Source organism: Pseudomonas sp. MN1F (assembly GCF_009391885.1).
In the GTDB taxonomy this organism is placed as follows: domain Bacteria; phylum Pseudomonadota; class Gammaproteobacteria; order Pseudomonadales; family Pseudomonadaceae; genus Aquipseudomonas.
In genome coordinates, this window is the sequence record NZ_VZII01000003.1 from 61,855 (window position 1) to 77,330 (window position 15,476).

Annotated in this window: 16 protein-coding genes; 5 read left to right on the plus strand and 11 right to left on the minus strand. The window is 64.3% G+C overall.

Annotated features, from left to right (window positions below; genetic code table 11):
- Positions 1 to 2: 2 nt before the first annotated feature.
- From F6X59_RS00990 to cysK, 4 genes are all read right to left on the minus strand, one after another.
- Positions 3 to 884, minus strand: a complete 882-nt coding sequence (locus F6X59_RS00990) for a DMT family transporter (protein WP_152953984.1) — start codon at positions 882 to 884, stop codon at positions 3 to 5.
- Positions 885 to 1,000: 116 nt separating this feature from the next.
- Positions 1,001 to 1,165 (minus strand): hypothetical protein, encoded by a 165-nt coding sequence (locus F6X59_RS28520; RefSeq protein ID WP_152953985.1) that lies wholly within the window; start codon positions 1,163 to 1,165, stop codon positions 1,001 to 1,003.
- Between the two features lie 155 nt (positions 1,166 to 1,320).
- The gene (locus F6X59_RS01000; protein WP_152953986.1) at positions 1,321 to 2,256 is read right to left on the minus strand and encodes an aspartyl/asparaginyl beta-hydroxylase domain-containing protein; all 936 of its coding nucleotides are present in this window, start codon (positions 2,254 to 2,256) and stop codon (positions 1,321 to 1,323) included.
- A gap of 172 nt (positions 2,257 to 2,428) precedes the next feature.
- Positions 2,429 to 3,403 (minus strand): cysteine synthase A, encoded by a 975-nt coding sequence (gene cysK / locus F6X59_RS01005; protein ID WP_152953987.1) that lies wholly within the window; start codon positions 3,401 to 3,403, stop codon positions 2,429 to 2,431.
- 135 nt (positions 3,404 to 3,538) lie between these two features.
- Here cysK and F6X59_RS01010 point away from each other — a divergent pair, with 135 nt between their 5' ends.
- The 3 genes from F6X59_RS01010 (at position 3,539) to F6X59_RS01020 (ending at position 6,760) form a co-directional block, all read left to right on the plus strand.
- On the plus strand, positions 3,539 to 4,612 hold the full coding sequence (locus F6X59_RS01010; protein WP_152953988.1) for a DUF748 domain-containing protein: 1,074 nt from the start codon (positions 3,539 to 3,541) through the stop codon (positions 4,610 to 4,612).
- A gap of 110 nt (positions 4,613 to 4,722) precedes the next feature.
- Entirely contained in the window at positions 4,723 to 5,568 is an 846-nt protein-coding gene (locus tag F6X59_RS01015) for a MoxR family ATPase (RefSeq protein WP_152953989.1), read from the plus strand.
- Between the two features lie 13 nt (positions 5,569 to 5,581).
- Complete coding sequence (locus F6X59_RS01020) at positions 5,582 to 6,760, plus strand: VWA domain-containing protein (protein WP_152953990.1); 1,179 nt, start codon at positions 5,582 to 5,584, stop codon at positions 6,758 to 6,760.
- Positions 6,761 to 6,795: 35 nt separating this feature from the next.
- On the opposite strand, the gene F6X59_RS01025 is transcribed toward F6X59_RS01020, so the two are convergent.
- From F6X59_RS01025 to F6X59_RS01040, 4 genes are read right to left on the minus strand one after another with little or no spacing between them, the layout of a single operon-like run.
- On the minus strand, positions 6,796 to 7,713 hold the full coding sequence (locus tag F6X59_RS01025) for a biotin-dependent carboxyltransferase family protein (RefSeq protein WP_152953991.1): 918 nt from the start codon (positions 7,711 to 7,713) through the stop codon (positions 6,796 to 6,798).
- Positions 7,710 to 8,396, minus strand: a complete 687-nt coding sequence (gene pxpB / locus F6X59_RS01030; RefSeq protein ID WP_152953992.1) for a 5-oxoprolinase subunit PxpB — start codon at positions 8,394 to 8,396, stop codon at positions 7,710 to 7,712. The genes F6X59_RS01025 and pxpB overlap by 4 nt, the downstream gene beginning before the upstream one ends.
- Entirely contained in the window at positions 8,393 to 9,172 is a 780-nt protein-coding gene (locus F6X59_RS01035; protein ID WP_152953993.1) for a 5-oxoprolinase subunit PxpA, read from the minus strand. The genes pxpB and F6X59_RS01035 overlap by 4 nt, the downstream gene beginning before the upstream one ends.
- A 9-nt stretch (positions 9,173 to 9,181) precedes the next feature.
- On the minus strand, positions 9,182 to 10,468 hold the full coding sequence (locus F6X59_RS01040; RefSeq protein ID WP_152953994.1) for an MFS transporter: 1,287 nt from the start codon (positions 10,466 to 10,468) through the stop codon (positions 9,182 to 9,184).
- 129 nt (positions 10,469 to 10,597) lie between these two features.
- Here F6X59_RS01040 and F6X59_RS01045 point away from each other — a divergent pair, with 129 nt between their 5' ends.
- Positions 10,598 to 11,509, plus strand: a complete 912-nt coding sequence (locus tag F6X59_RS01045) for a LysR family transcriptional regulator (RefSeq protein ID WP_152953995.1) — start codon at positions 10,598 to 10,600, stop codon at positions 11,507 to 11,509.
- A 4-nt stretch (positions 11,510 to 11,513) separates the two neighbouring features.
- On the opposite strand, the gene F6X59_RS01050 is transcribed toward F6X59_RS01045, so the two are convergent.
- Genes F6X59_RS01050 through F6X59_RS01060 form a run of 3 tightly spaced genes read right to left on the minus strand, consistent with a single transcriptional unit; the run spans position 11,514 to position 13,333 of the window.
- On the minus strand, positions 11,514 to 12,035 hold the full coding sequence (locus F6X59_RS01050) for a DUF2937 family protein (protein ID WP_152953996.1): 522 nt from the start codon (positions 12,033 to 12,035) through the stop codon (positions 11,514 to 11,516).
- Positions 12,036 to 12,044: 9 nt separating this feature from the next.
- Positions 12,045 to 12,818, minus strand: a complete 774-nt coding sequence (locus F6X59_RS01055; RefSeq protein ID WP_060510337.1) for a class II glutamine amidotransferase — start codon at positions 12,816 to 12,818, stop codon at positions 12,045 to 12,047.
- Between the two features lie 14 nt (positions 12,819 to 12,832).
- Entirely contained in the window at positions 12,833 to 13,333 is a 501-nt protein-coding gene (locus tag F6X59_RS01060) for an MFS transporter (RefSeq protein ID WP_152953997.1), read from the minus strand.
- A 91-nt stretch (positions 13,334 to 13,424) separates the two neighbouring features.
- On the opposite strand from F6X59_RS01060, the gene F6X59_RS01065 reads away from it, so the two are divergent.
- Entirely contained in the window at positions 13,425 to 15,467 is a 2,043-nt protein-coding gene (locus F6X59_RS01065) for a S9 family peptidase (RefSeq protein ID WP_152953998.1), read from the plus strand.
- Positions 15,468 to 15,476: the final 9 nt, after the last annotated feature.

Genomic DNA, 15,476 nt, shown 5'->3' on the forward strand with positions numbered 1-15,476 from the left:
CCTTACGCCTCGGCCAGCCGCGCCGCCGGCTTGCGGAACACGAACAGAAGGCCGACCACGATCAGCCCCATGCCCAGCAGGCTCAACGGTGCCAGGCGGTTGCCGAAGATCATGAAGTCCATCACCGCGGTCACGGCCGGCACCAGGTAGAACAGGCTGGTGACGTTGACCAGGTTACCCTTGGCGATCAGCCGGTACAGCAGCAGGGTCGCCAGCAGCGACACCACCAGCCCCATCCACAGCAGCGCACCGACAAATCCGCCGGTCCATTCCACCTGCAGCGGTTGCAGCGGGGCGAACACCGCGCACAGGGCGAAGCCGGCGATGTATTGCAACGGCAGCGTGCCCATCGGGTTGTCGGTGATGCGCTTCTGCAGGATCGAGCCGAAGGTCATGCTGGCCAGCGCCAGCAGGGCGAACAGCATGCCGAGCAGCGACACCCCGCCGAGGTTGATGCCCTGATAGACCACCATCACCAGCCCGCCAAGCCCAAGGCCCAGGCCGAACAGGCGGCTCCAGGAGCGCTGGCGCTCCATCAGCACCACGGTGAGGATCGGTTGCACGCCCATCACCGTGGCCATCACGCCGGGGGTGACATGGGTGTTGAGCGCCAACAGGTAGAAGATCTGATAGGCGCCAAGCAGCACGCAGCCGGTGCCGAGGGCACGCAGGATCGCCCCCCGTGTACGCGGCCAGCGCAGGCCGAGCAACGGGCCAATCAGCAGCAGGCCGGTGAGCGCCAGCGCCGAGCGCAGCAGCAGGAAGGCAAAGGGGCTGGCATGGGCCAGGCCGAGTTTGGAAACGATCGCGCCACTGCTCCAGAGCAGGACGAACAGGCTGGTGGTGGCCGCCGAGGCCACGGATGCTTTGTTGAAGACAGACATGTATTGCCACCTGATATAAGGCAAATAAGCCAGACGGCGGGCGTGAACTTCAGCGAGGGAAGGTGCCGACCGTGTTCAGTAGGTTGCGAGTGCGAAGGGATGCGGCCAGAAGCCGATCAGCCCAGTACGACCACGCAAGGAGGCGGAGCTACGCCGCCTACGACGCCACTGACAGGTGGTGGTGGGTAGTGACTGATCATGACCGGCTGCTGGCTGCCACGCACGACCATGCCCGCGACTGGCGCGCTGGCAAAGCGAGTGGTGGAAGGGATGGCTGGCATGATCGGGTCTTCAGGGAAGAGAAGTGTTCGGAATATAGCGGTGAATCAGAGGATGAGCAAGCCTGACCGGGCCCCTTCGCGGGACAAGCCCGCTCCTACAGGAATCGCATATCCCTATAGGAGCGGGCTTGCCCGCGAAAGGGCCGGCCCTGCTATCAGAAGAGCCAGCGGTACAGGAAGTACGCCACCACCACTGCCAGCACCGGCCGCAGGATGCGGTAGGCCTTGGGGTTGGCGCGCTTGAACTGCTTGACGCGGGTGCTGATCTTGTTGCTGAAGCGCTTGCTCCAGGCATACGCCTGGTTGATCCCGCCTACCCGCTCGTCATCGGTATTCTGCGGCGCGGTGGCGCGGCCGAGGAAGGCACTGACCTTGCGGTTGATGCGGGTCATCAGCGGGCTGCTCAGCGGACGTTCGATATCGCAGAACAGGATCACCCGAGTCACGTCGGTTTCGTTCTTGACCCAGTGCACGTAAGTCTCATCGAACATCACGTCCTCGCCGTCACGCCAGGCATATTCCTCACCATCGACGTAGATGCGGCAGGCGTCGGAGTTGGGAGTCGACAGGCCCAGGTGGTAGCGCAGGGAGCCGGCAAACGGGTCGCGGTGCGGGTTCAGGTGGCTGCCACCGGGCAGCAGGGCGAACATCGCCCCTTTCACGTTGGGAATACTGCTGACCAGCTCGACGGTTTTCGGGCACAGGGCTTCGGCAGACGGCAGCGGCTTGTCGTACCACTTCAGGTAGAAGCGCTTCCAGCCTTTCTTGAAGAACGAACCGAAGCCGGCATCGTTGTCCTTTTCGGCGGCACGGATGTAACCCTCGTCGAACAGGCGCATGGCCTCCTCGCGGATCACCTGCCAGTTGTCCTTGAGCACGTCCAGCTCGGGAAAGCGCTGGCGGTCCAGGTAAGGCTTGGACGGCACGCCGGAGAACAGGTACATCAGGCTGTTATAAGGTGCAAACAGCGCCGAATGGTTGACGAACTGGCGCAGTACCGGCAGGCGCGCCTTGCCGCGCAGGTGCACATACAGCACGCTGCCGAAGAACACCAGCAGCACACCTGCCTTGGCGAGGAAGGAAAAGGTCATGCAACACTCCTTGGAGTGGAAGCAGGCCAGCGCTGCCTGCTCCCAGAAAAATCATCCGGCCATCATAAACCCATCCCGCCCCGGTAAAAACAACCAGGGCGGGATCTCACTCATGAAGATTTTGCAATAAACCACGCCGCCGAATGTTGCGCCGGATCAGCGGCAAGGCTGATTACTGCTGGTTTTCCTGCTCGCTGAACAGGTCGCTGAACAGCATGCTGGACAGGTAGCGCTCGCCCGAGTCGGGCAGAATTACGACGATGGTCTTACCCTGCATTTCCGGCTTCTCGGCAAGGCGCACCGCGGCAGCCATCGCCGCGCCACAGGAAATACCGCAAAGGATGCCTTCTTCCTGCATCAGGCGGATGGCCATGGCCTTGGACTCTTCGTCGGTCACGGTCTCGACCTGGTCGACGATCGACAGGTCGAGGTTCTTGGGCACGAAACCGGCGCCGATGCCCTGGATCTTGTGCGGGCTGGGCTTGAGCTCTTCACCGGCCAGAGTCTGGCTGATCAACGGCGAAGCCACCGGCTCTACCGCCACCGAGAGGATCGACTTGCCCTGGGTGTGCTTGATGTAGCGCGACACGCCGGTAATGGTGCCGCCGGTGCCAACACCTGCAACCAGCACGTCGACCGCGCCGTCGGTGTCGTTCCAGATTTCCGGCCCAGTGGTCTTTTCATGGATGGCCGGGTTGGCCGGGTTGTCGAACTGGCCCGGCAGGAAGTACTGGGCAGGGTCGGAGGCGACGATTTCGTTGGCCTTCTCGATGGCGCCCTTCATGCCCTTGGCCGGCTCGGTCAGCACCAGCTCTGCACCCAGCGCCTTGAGCACCTTGCGGCGCTCCAGGCTCATCGAGGCCGGCATGGTCAGGATCAGCTTGTAGCCACGGGCGGCGGCGACGAACGCCAGGCCGATACCGGTGTTGCCCGATGTCGGCTCGACGATGGTCATGCCCGGTTTGAGTTTGCCGCTGCTCTCGGCGTCCCAGACCATGTTCGCGCCGATCCGGCACTTGACCGAGTAGCCTGGGTTGCGCCCTTCGATCTTGGCCAGGATGGTCACCCCACGCGGGGCGATGCGGTTGATCTGCACCAGCGGCGTATTGCCAATGGAGTGGGCGTTGTCTGCAAAGATACGGCTCATGGCAGGGTCCTTGAACATGAGAAACAGCATGGAAAGACTTAAAGGGTAAGCCCGCCCCGATGGCCAGTAAAGCCTGTTCGAACTCCCAGGCGCTGCCTGCGGTCAACCGTGCAACCCGCTGCGGAGAGCCCTACAATGAAAGCTCGCTATCGCTGGCCGATGATTGGCCTGGGCAGCCTGATCGTGGTGCTGGTGGCCTTGCAGCTGGCCCTGCCCTACCTGGTGCGCGATTACCTGAACGACAAGCTGGCCCACATGGGCGAGTACCGCGGCCAGGTGACCGACGTCGACCTGGCCTGGTGGCGCGGCGCCTACCAGATCAACGGCCTGAAGATCGTCAAGGTCACTGGCAAGGTACCGGTGCCGTTGCTGGATGCGCCGCTGATCGACCTGTCGGTGAGCTGGCACTCGCTGATCTACGACAAGGCCGTGGTGGCCAAGGTGACCTTCAAGCGCCCCGAGTTCAACTTCGTCGACGGCGGCAGCAAGCAAGCTTCGCAGACTGGCCGGGGGACCGACTGGCGCCAGCAGCTGGAAAAACTGCTGCCGATCACCCTCAATGAAGTGCAGATCGAAAATGGCACGCTGACCTTTCGCAACTTCACCTCCAAGCCAGCGGTCGACCTCAAGGCCACGCAACTTGAGGCCAACATCCGCAACCTGACCAACGTGCGCGACGAAAAAGGCCGGCGCGATGCCAGCTTCGACGCCAGCGCTCTGCTGCTGGGCGATGCCAAGGTCGAAAGCCGCGCCACCTTCGACCCGTTCAGCGATTTTGACGACTTCGAATTCCGCCTGCGTGCGACCGGCATCGAGCTGCGCAAGCTCAACGACTTCTCCAGCGCCTACGGCAAGTTCGATTTCAAAGCCGGGCACGGCGACCTGGTGATCGAAGCCCAGGCCGAAGACGGCCGGCTGCACGGTTACATCAAGCCGTTATTGCGCGATGTCGATGTGTTCGACTGGCAGCAGGACGTGGAGAACAAGAACAAGAACATCTTCCGCTCGGTCTGGGAGGCGCTGGTGGGGGCCAGCGAGACGGTGCTGAAGAACCAGCCGAAAAACCAGTTCGCCACCCGCGTCGAGCTCAATGGCAGCGTGCACAAGCAGGACATCAGTGCCTTGGAGGCGTTTTTGCAGATCCTGCGCAACGGTTTCATCCAGGCGTTCAATGCACGCTACGAGCAGCCCCCACCCAAGACTGACTGAATTTTTGTGACGGGCCATTCAGGGACTGAATACCCGGTCTGCGTTTCCAGCTGCCTGGGCCCGCGTTATAGTCGTTGGCAAACTATAGGCACCCTGCAGAGGACAGACCCATGAAGTTCGAAGGCACCCGCGACTACGTTGCCACAGACGACCTGAAACTGGCGGTCAACGCGGCCATCACCCTCGAACGCCCGCTGCTGGTCAAGGGCGAGCCCGGCACCGGCAAGACCATGCTCGCCGAGCAGCTCGCGGCCTCGTTCGGCGCACGCCTGATCACCTGGCACATCAAGTCCACCACCAAGGCCCACCAGGGCCTCTACGAATACGACGCAGTCAGCCGCCTGCGCGACTCGCAGCTGGGCGTGGACAAAGTCCACGACGTGCGCAACTACCTGAAGAAAGGCAAGCTGTGGGAGGCCTTCGAGGCCGACGAGCGGGTGATCCTGCTGATCGACGAGATCGACAAGGCCGACATCGAGTTCCCCAACGACCTGCTGCAGGAACTCGACAAGATGGAGTTCTACGTCTACGAAATCGACGAGACCATCAAGGCCAAGCAGCGCCCGATCATCATCATCACCTCCAACAACGAAAAGGAGCTGCCCGACGCCTTCCTGCGCCGCTGCTTCTTCCATTACATCGCCTTCCCTGACCGCGGCACCCTGCAGCAGATCGTCGACGTGCACTACCCGAACATCAGCCAGTCGCTGGTCAGCGAGGCACTCGACGTGTTCTTCGATGTGCGCAAGGTACCGGGCCTGAAGAAAAAACCATCCACCTCCGAGCTGGTCGACTGGCTCAAGCTGCTGATGGCCGACAACATCGGCGAAGCCGTGCTGCGCGAACGCGACCCGACCAAAGCCATCCCGCCGCTGGCGGGCGCCCTGGTGAAGAACGAGCAGGACGTGCAACTGCTGGAGCGCCTGGCCTTCATGAGCCGGCGCGGCAACCGCTGACAGGAGCCGGGCCATGCTGCTCAACCTGTTCAATGAAATGCGCGCGGCCAAGGTGCCGGTTTCGGTGCGCGAACTGCTCGACCTGCACCACGCCCTGCAAAAAGGCGTGGTGTTTGCCGACATGGACGCCTTCTACTACCTCGCCCGCGCCATCCTGGTGAAGGACGAGCGCCACTTCGACAAGTTCGACCGCGCGTTCGCCGCCTACTTCAAGGGCCTGGAAAACCTCGACCGGCACATCGAGGCACTGATCCCCGATGAATGGCTGCGCAAGGAATTCGAACGCTCGCTGACCGACGAGGAACGTGCGCAGATCCAGTCGCTGGGTGGCCTGGACAAGCTCATCGAGGAGTTCAAGAAGCGCCTCGAAGAGCAGAAGGAACGCCACGCCGGTGGCAACAAGTGGATCGGCACCGGTGGCACCAGCCCGTTCGGCTCGGGCGGCTTCAACCCCGAAGGCATCCGCGTCGGCGAGGCCGGCAAGCGTCAGGGCAAGGCCGTCAAGGTCTGGGACCAGCGCGAGTACAAGAACCTCGACGACCAGGTCGAACTGGGCACGCGTAACATCAAGCTGGCCCTGCGTCGCCTGCGCAAGTTCGCCCGCGAAGGCGCCGCCGAAGAGCTCGATATCGACGGCACCATCGACCACACCGCGCGTGACGCCGGGCTGCTGAACATCCAGATGCGCCCGGAACGGCGCAACACGGTGAAGCTGCTGTTGCTGTTCGACATCGGCGGCTCGATGGACGCCCACGTCAAGGTCTGCGAAGAGCTGTTCTCGGCCTGCAAGACCGAGTTCAAGCACCTGGAGTACTACTACTTCCACAACTTCGTGTACGAGTCGGTGTGGAAGAACAACCTGCGCCGCACCTCGGAGCGCTACTCCACCTTCGACCTGCTGCACAAGTACGGCGACGACTACAAGGTGGTGTTCGTCGGCGATGCGGCCATGGCACCGTACGAGATCACCCAGCCGGGTGGTAGCGTCGAGCACTGGAACGAAGAGGCCGGGTACGTGTGGATGCAGCGCTTCATGGAGAAATTCAGGAAGATCATCTGGATCAACCCGTATCCCAAGCAGGCCTGGGACTACACCGCTTCGACGCACCTGGTGCGGGATTTGATCGAGGACAAGATGTATCCGCTGACCCTGCAGGGGTTGGAAGACGGGATGCGTTACCTGTCCAAATAGCTAAAGCCCTGGGGCCGCTCTACGGCCCCAGAATCTCAACGCCAACGCCGCCCATAAGCCTGCTGCTCCCGCCAGGCCTCGTCCTGCACCACCGCCCTGAACCGCACAGCCGCCCCCGGCATGCATTGCGCCAGCTGCGCCAACGCCAACGGCGTCAACGCCCCCAACCGCGGATAGCCACCAATGGTCTGCCGGTCATTGAGCAACACGATCGGTTGCCCGTCCGGTGGCACCTGCACGGCCCCCAGCGCAATCCCTTCGGAAATCATCGGTGCCCCTTGGTAGGCCAGCTCTGGGCCCAACAAGCGAATACCCATGCGGTCGGCGCGGGTGTCCAGCGTCCAGTCACGGTTGAACGCTTCAAACAGGCTGGTCCCGCTGAAGTCACCGATTTGCGCGCCCATCACCAGGTCGAGCACGGGCTTTGCCACATGACGCGGACACAGGGCCGTGGGCACTTCGCGCAAGGCCGGCGAATCACCGGCAAAAGTGAGCATCTGCCCTTTCCCCAGTGCTGATCCTCGCCCATCGATACCACCCAGCGCCTCGCGCACGACCGTTGCACAACTGCCCAGCACCTCCTCACCGAGAAACCCGCCCGGCGCCGCCAGATACGCCCGCACGCCTTGCTTCGGCTGCTTCAGGGTCAAGCGCTGCCCTTTGCCCAGGACGAAGCTGCGCCATGGCAGCAGTGGCTGATCATCCACCCGTGCATCCAGGTCGGCCCCGGCCAGCGCCAGCACGCAATCCTGCTCGGCCACCAGCGCAAAACCACCCAGCGCCACCTCGACCACCGGCGCCCCCAGCGCGTTACCCAGCAACCAGTTGGCCCAGTGCATCGCCACCCAATCCAGCGCCCCGCCCTGGGTAACGCCCAGGTGACGCACGCCAAAGCGCCCGGCGTCCTGCAACTGGCACAGGGCGGTACTGGCCTCGATCTGCAACTGCTTCATCCTTGTGCCTCCACATCGCCGCCCAGGGCCAGGAACTGGTCACGCGATACCGCCACGAAGCGCACCCGGTCGCCCGGCTGCAGCAGGCTGTAGCCCTGGCGTTCGCGGTCGAACAGGCGCACCGGCGTGCGCCCGATCAGGTTCCAGCCACCCGGCGACACGGCGGGGTATGCCGCAGTCTGGCGTTCGGCAATACCCACGCTGCCTGCTGCCACGCGCTTGCGCGGGGTGCTCAGGCGCGGGCTGGCCAGGCGTTCGTCGACCAGCCCCATGAAACCGAAGCCGGGCGCGAAGCCAAGGGCGAATACCGGGTACTCGCGTTCGCTGTGCAGGCGGATCACTTCGGCTTCGCTCAGCCCGCTGCGCGCGGCCAGCACGGGCAGTTCAGGGCCGACGCTGGCGTGGTACCACACTGGGATTTCATGGCGCCGGCCACCACTGCCGGTGTCCGGTTGCAAGCCGAACAGCGCCTGGGTGATCAGCGCCCGCGCCTCCCCCGGTGGCAGATCAAACTGCACCATCAACGTGGTGTAGGACGGCACCAGATCCACCAGGTGCTTGCCGAACGCCACGTTCAGGCGCTGGCTGGCGGCGAGCATCCACGGCATGTTGGCTTCGTCGATACGGTCGAACAGGCGCACCATCAGGCTGTCGATGGCCGCCACTTCGATACGCAGCTTCATTGCGCCTCCAGCGCATCAAGGGCCTGGCGGATCTGCCGCACGGCCGCCACCGAACTGTCGTTGTCGCCATGCACGCAGAGGGTGCTGGCCACCAACTGCAGCGCGCTGCCGTCAGCCGCCACCAGAGTTTCGCCGCGGGCCAGGCGCAAGGCCTGCTCGACCACCAGGGCCGGCTCATGGTGCACCGCGCCCGGCAGGCGCCGCGACACCAGGTGGCCGCTGGCGGTGTAGGCGCGGTCGGCGAAGGCTTCGAACCACAGCGGCACGCCGACTTCATCGCCCAGGGCCTGGGCCGCACGGTTATCGGCAGTGGCCATGAGCATCAGCGGCAGGCCGCTGTCATAGGCCGCCACGGCTTCCAGCACGGTGCGCAGCGTGTGCGGGTCGGCCATCATGTCGTTGTACAGCGCGCCGTGGGGCTTCACATAGGCAACGCGGCCGCCGAGCACTTTGCAAATGCCGTCCAGGGCACCGATCTGGTAATGCAAGAGGTCGCGGATTTCTTCCGGGCTGCAGGCCATGGAGCGGCGGCCGAAGCCGACCAGGTCCGGGTAGGCCGGGTGTGCGCCGATGGTCACGCCGTGTTCCAGCGCCATGGCCACGGTGCGGCGCATGATGCTCGGGTCGCCGGCGTGGTAGCCGCAGGCGATGTTGGCGCAGTCGATGTAGGGCATCACTTCGGCATCCAGGCCCATGCGCCAGCTGCCGTAACTCTCGCCCATGTCGCAATTGAGTAGCAGGGGTTTCACCTGACGTGCTCCCGTGTCGATGTTCATAGGCCTACCTTAACGCGCCTGAAGTTGTTTGCCGCGTGTTTCCGGCAAGCTCAGCGCCGCCACGATCACCACGCCATAGGACACTGCAGAGAACACGCCGATGCCCAGGCCCAGGGGGATCTTCTCGCCGAGCAGGCCGATCAGCAGCGGGAACAGCGCGGCGATGACCTTGCCGATGTTGTAGCAGAAGCCCTGCCCCGAGCCACGTACCCGGGTCGGGAACAGTTCGGTCAGGAACGCGCCCATGCCGCTGAAGATGCCCGAGGCGAAGAAGCCCAGCGGGAAACCGAGCCACAGCATCACGCCATCGCTCACAGGCATTTGCGTGTACAGCAGCACGATGATGAACGAGCCCACGGCGAACAGGATGAAGTTCTTCTTGCGCCCCAGCAGGTCGGACAGGTATGCGCTGACTACATAACCGATATAGGAACCGACGATCACCATCGCCAGGTAGCCGCCGGTGCCCAGCACGCTAAGGCCACGTTCGTTCTTGAGGAAGGTCGGCAACCACGAGGTGATGGCGTAGTAGCCACCCAGCGCACCGGTGGTCAGCAACGAGGCGCGCACGGTGGTCCAGAGCATGCCGGGGGCGAAGATCTCGTAGAAGTGCGACGGCGCTTCGGCGCTTTCCCCGGCCTTGGCCTGGCGATATACCTCCGGGTCCTTGACCAGGCGGCGGACGAAGATCACGAAGATCGCCGGCACCAGCCCCAGCAGGAACAACGCACGCCAGGCCTGCTCCGCTGGCAGCCAGGAGAACAGCAGCGCATACAGGATCGCCGTCAGCCCCCAGCCAATGGCCCAGCCCGACTGCACCATACCCACCGCCTTGCCGCGGTCCTGAGCCCGGATTACCTCGCCGATCAGCACAGCGCCGGCAGTCCACTCGCCGCCGAAACCGAAGCCCATCAAGGTGCGCGCGATCAGCAGCTGCTCGTAGCTTTGGGCAAAACCGCAGAGGAAGGTGAAGAAGGCGAACCACAACACCGTCAGCTGCAGGGTGCGCACGCGGCCGATGCGGTCGGAGAGGATGCCGGCGATCCAGCCACCGATGGCCGAGGCGATCAGCGTGCTGGTGTGGATCAGCCCGGCTTCTGCAGTGCTGATGCCCCACAGCATGATCAGTGTCGGGATGACGAAGCTGAGCATCTGCGTGTCCATGCCGTCCAGGCCATAGCCGATCTTGCAGCTCCAGAAGGTGCGCCGTTGCTGTTGGTCGATGTCGCGGTACCAGGCGAACGGCCCGGTCGAAGGAGGGGATTGCACCTGCTGCTGCACGCCGCTTGGGTTCATGCTTGCCTCGGCTTGTTGGTATTGTTTTATGGGCGACGTCGAGCGTCGCGGCCTGGGCGTCATGTTCAGAGGCCGTGCTGCCTGAGTCCAACGAGAAAAACCGCCGGTCTGGAACAAGAAAAACTGATCATGAACCTTCGCTTCCTCGAAACCTTCGTCTGGGTCGCCCGACTCAAGAGCTTCCGCCTTACCGCCGAGAAGCTGTTCACCACCCAGGCCTCGGTGTCCAGCCGCATCGCCGCGCTGGAGGCCGACCTTGGGGTGAAACTGCTGCTGCGTGACTCCCGCGGCGTCAGCCTGACGCCGGAAGGCAGCAAGGTGCTGGAGTACGCCGAGCGTATGCTCGACACGGCCAAGGCCATGAAGCAGTCGCTGGACAGCGACCGGGCCAAGGTCGGGCGCATTCGCATCGGGGTGATGGACACGGTGATCCACACCTGGATGAGCGCGCTGGTGGCGGAGTTGACCGAGCGCTACCCGCAGGTGGAGATCGAACTGGTCGCCGACACCGCGCTGAACCTGCGTGAGCAGCTGCAGAAGGGTTTTCTCGACGTAATCCTGCAAACCGACCTGCTGCGCGAGCCATCGATCCGCAGCCAGGACCTGGCGCGCTACCCGATGGGTTGGGTGGTAGCGGCCGGCTCCGTGTACCAGCGCGACTTCGCCTCGCTGGCCGAACTGGGCCGCGAGCGGATAGTGACCTTTTCCAAAAACTCACGGCCGCACCAGGAGGTGCTCAGCCTGCTGCAAAGTGCCGGGGCCGAAGCGCCGCGGTTGAACTGCGTGAACTCGGTGGCAGCGATTACCCGGTTGCTGCGTGATGGTTTCGGGATTGGCGCCTTGCCACCGGCGTTGGTGGATGCCGAATTGAGCCGGGGTGAGCTGGTGCTGCTGCAGGGTTTGCAGCCACCGCCGAGCCTTGAGCTGGTGGTGGCCTGGCAGACCGGGGTGGCATTGGTCGATGAGGTGGTCGGCGTGTGCCGGCAGGTGCTGGAGCGCTATGCGCGTGATGTGGGTGGGCAGCGGATTGTGCTGGTCTGAAAAATCAGCGCCAGCTCTCTTTCACCGCCCCACGCCGCCCGCCAAGGATCACCCAGCCAATCCCCAGCAACAGGCTCTCGACCACGAAGGCCAGCACAAACCCGGCCCCGACGCCCCAGCCGATCGCCTCGGGCACCAGCAGAATCTGATAGCTGTAGCCCTTGAGCGTCTCTTCGCGCAGCTGCGGGTCCGGTTGCACCAGCACATGCCAGGTGCGGCTCAGCCACGACCCTTGCAGCGCCTGCCATTCGTCTTCCAGCAACTGATTGCGAATCAGCAGGCTTTCGATACTGTTGGCATCACTGAGGAACACCGGGTCGTCGCTGGTCCGGTAATGCCGTATCAGCGCCTGCAGGTCACCGTTGAAGAAGCGCTCGGCGGTCTGCTTGAAGCCATCCAGCGCCTGACGCGATTCGAACAGGTGCGCCTCAGCCCGCTGGCTGTAGTCCTTGACCAGCCCGGGCACCTGGATACCGGCCAGCAGGCCGAAGGTGAACAGCAGCAACCGCAGGTAACTTCTGAACATGCCGCGTCCTTAGCTCTGGCCTTGCGAAACGCACTCGCCGTGCCGCCACAGGCCCCATTGGCCGGGCTCGTAGCGCCGCCAGGTCTCGTTCTCGGTCAAGGCCTCGGTGGCGATGACCGTGACCACGTCGTTGGGCGTGGTTTCGGTGTGAAAATCGACGATCAGGTCGACATCCTTCAAGCGTGCCGCACCAAACGGCGCACGCCGGGTAATGTGTACCAGCTTGGTCGAGCAGAAGCAGAACAACCAGTCGCCGTCGCTGAGCAGGCAGTTGAACACGCCCTTGCCGCGATACTCGGCACAGGCTTCGACCAGCACGGGCAGCAGCTGTTCCACCTCGACCGGCTCGGGGAACGCCGCACGAATGCGGTTGAGCAGGTCGCAGAAGGCCGCCTCGCTGTCGGTATCGCCCACCGGCCGATAGAAGGTCGCTTCGCCCTTGAACTCACCGAGCTGGCCGTTGTGCGCAAAGCACCAGTTGCGGCCCCACATTTCGCGGACGAACGGGTGGGTGTTGGACAGGCACACCCGCCCGACGTTGGCCTGGCGGATATGGCCGATCACCACTTCACTCTTGATCGGGTAGCGCTGCACCAGGTTGGCGACTTCCGACTCACTGCTCGCGGCCGGGTCCTGGAACAGGCGCAGGCCGCGCCCTTCGTAAAAGCCGATGCCCCAGCCATCGCGGTGCGGGCCGGTACGCCCGCCGCGCTGCATCAGGCCGGTGAAGCTGAAGACGATGTCGGTGGGGACGTTGGCACTCATGCCCAGCAATTCGCACATGATGGTGTCTCCGCTTACAGGCGTGGCTCGACCCGACCGCGGCCACCGCTCGGTGCAGCCGGTGGCGGGTCATTGCGGTAGCGATCATTGCGCTCGGCGGCCATGGGCGCAGCCGCCATGACTGCGTTGTCCTCGGCTGCGCGACGCTGGGCGGCGGCTTCGGCCTGCGCACGGCTCTCACGGGCGCGCTTTTCCAGCGGCCAGCGGATCAGCACAAAGACGATGTACAAGGCGAAGGCGATCATGCCGTACATGGCGAAATCGGAAATCGCCCGCCAGGCGTTGTTGCCGACCTTGAACGCAAGGTCCAGGGCGGTGATGGCGATCGCCGGGGCAAAGCTGTCCTTGACCGGATCGACGATGGTCGGGGTCAGCAGCAGCACCGCCAGGATCACCCGCAGCGGTTCACGCAGCCAGCGCCACATCCAGCCGGTGAGTTTGAAGCCCACCAGCAGGCAACCCAGGGCGGCAACAGCGTAGAGGCCCCAGGCGAAGGTGTAGTCGTTCTCGATCATGGTGTTCGTGCAAGCCAGGCAAAGAGATGCCTATGATAAACACTTTTCAGGGCGCAGACAGCGTCTCCCTGTCCCGGTCAAGAGATCCCCGATGCCAAGCAAGCCTCAGCCCCCCATTGCCCGCCAGGACCAGGCCACTGATCCCTACGCCTGGCTGCAACAGCGCGACACCCAGGAAGTGCTCGATTACCTGCAGGCGGAAAACGCCTATCAGGAGGCCTGCCTGGCCGACCAGGCACCGCTGCGCGAGCAGTTGTTCGAGGAGATCAAGGGCCGCATCCTCGAAACCGACCTGTCGCTGCCCTCGCCCTGGGGCCCATACCTCTACTACACCCGCACCACCGCAGGCGACGAATACCCGCGCCACTACCGCTGCCCACGCCCGGCGGACGATTCCAACACGGTCGATGAAGGCCAGGAACAACTGCTGCTCGACCCCAACGCCCTGGCCAATGGCGGCTTCCTGTCGCTGGGCGCATTCAGTGTCAGCCCCGACCACCGCCTGCTGGCCTACAGCCTCGACACCAGCGGCGACGAAATCTACACCCTCTACGTCAAGGACCTGACCAGCGGCAACCTGACCACCCTGCCCTTCGACGACTGTGACGGCAGCATGACCTGGGCCAACGACAGCCAGACGCTGTTCTTCGCCGAGCTGGACGACACCCACCGCCCCTGGCGCCTGCGCCGCCACACCCTCGGCGAGGCCGACGCGAGCACGGTGTTCGATGAGCCCGACGGGCGCTTCTTCCTGCACTGCTACCGCACCAGCTCCGAGCGCCAACTGGTGCTGCTGCTCAACAGCAAGACCACCAGCGAGGCCTGGGTGCTCGACGCCGAAACGCCACAGGCGGCATTTACCTGCCTGGCGCCACGGGTCGAAGGCCATGAGTACTTCCCAGACCACGGCCAGCTCGACGGCCAGTGGCGCTGGTTTATCCGCACCAATCAGGACGGTATCAACTTCGCCCTCTACCACGCGCCAGCCACTGCGGTACCCAGCCGCGACCAATGGCAGGTACTGGTGGCGCACCGCGACGACATCATGCTCGAAGGCCTGAGCCTGAATGCCGACGCGCTGACCCTGAGCCTGCGTGAAGGCGGCCTGCCGGTCATCGAAGTGCGCCCGCAGGGGCTGGCCCCCTACCGGGTCGAATTGCCCGATGCGGCCTACAGCCTGTACGTGCAGGACAGCCTGGAGTTCGCCAGCCGCCGCGTGCGCCTGCGTTATGAAGCGCTCAACCGGCCGGCCCAGGTGCGCCAGCTGGAGCTGGCCACGGGTGCCCAGGAAGTCCTCAAGCAGACCCCGGTACTCGGCCAGTTCGACGCCGACGACTACGTCAGCCAGCGCCTGTGGGCCACCGCGCCGGACGGCACTCAGGTACCGATCAGCCTGGTGCGCCGCCGCGAAGACCTGGGCAAGACCGTGCCCCTTTACCTGTATGGCTATGGTGCCTACGGCGAGAGCCTCGACCCGTGGTTCTCCCACGCCCGCCTGAGCCTGCTGCAACGCGGCGTGGCCTTCGCCATCGCTCACGTGCGCGGCGGCGGTGAGCTGGGTGAAGCCTGGTACCGCGCCGGCAAGCAGGAACACAAGCACAACACCTTCAGCGACTTCATCGCCTGTGCCGAACACCTGATCGCCGAGGGTGTGACCGCCCCAGAGCGCCTGGCCATCAGCGGCGGCAGTGCCGGCGGCCTGCTGATGGGCGCAGTGCTCAACCTGCGCCCGGAGCTGTTCCGCTGCGCCATCGCCGAAGTACCGTTCGTCGACGTGCTCAATACCATGCTCGACCCCGAGCTGCCGTTGACCGTCACCGAGTACGACGAATGGGGCAACCCCGAGGAGCCCGAGGTGTACGCGCGCATCAAGGCCTATGCGCCCTATGAGAATGTCAGCGCCCAGGCCTACCCGGCCATGCTGGTGGTGGCCGGCTACAACGACAGCCGCGTGCAGTACTGGGAGGCGGCCAAGTGGGTGGCGCGCCTGCGCACGCGCAAGACCGACGACAACCTGCTGCTGCTCAAGACCGAGATGGGGGCCGGGCATGGCGGGATGAGCGGGCGGTACCAGGGGTTGCGCGATGTGGCGCTGGAATACGCGTTCGTGTTTGGCGAGTTGGGTATTGCTTGAGAATGACGG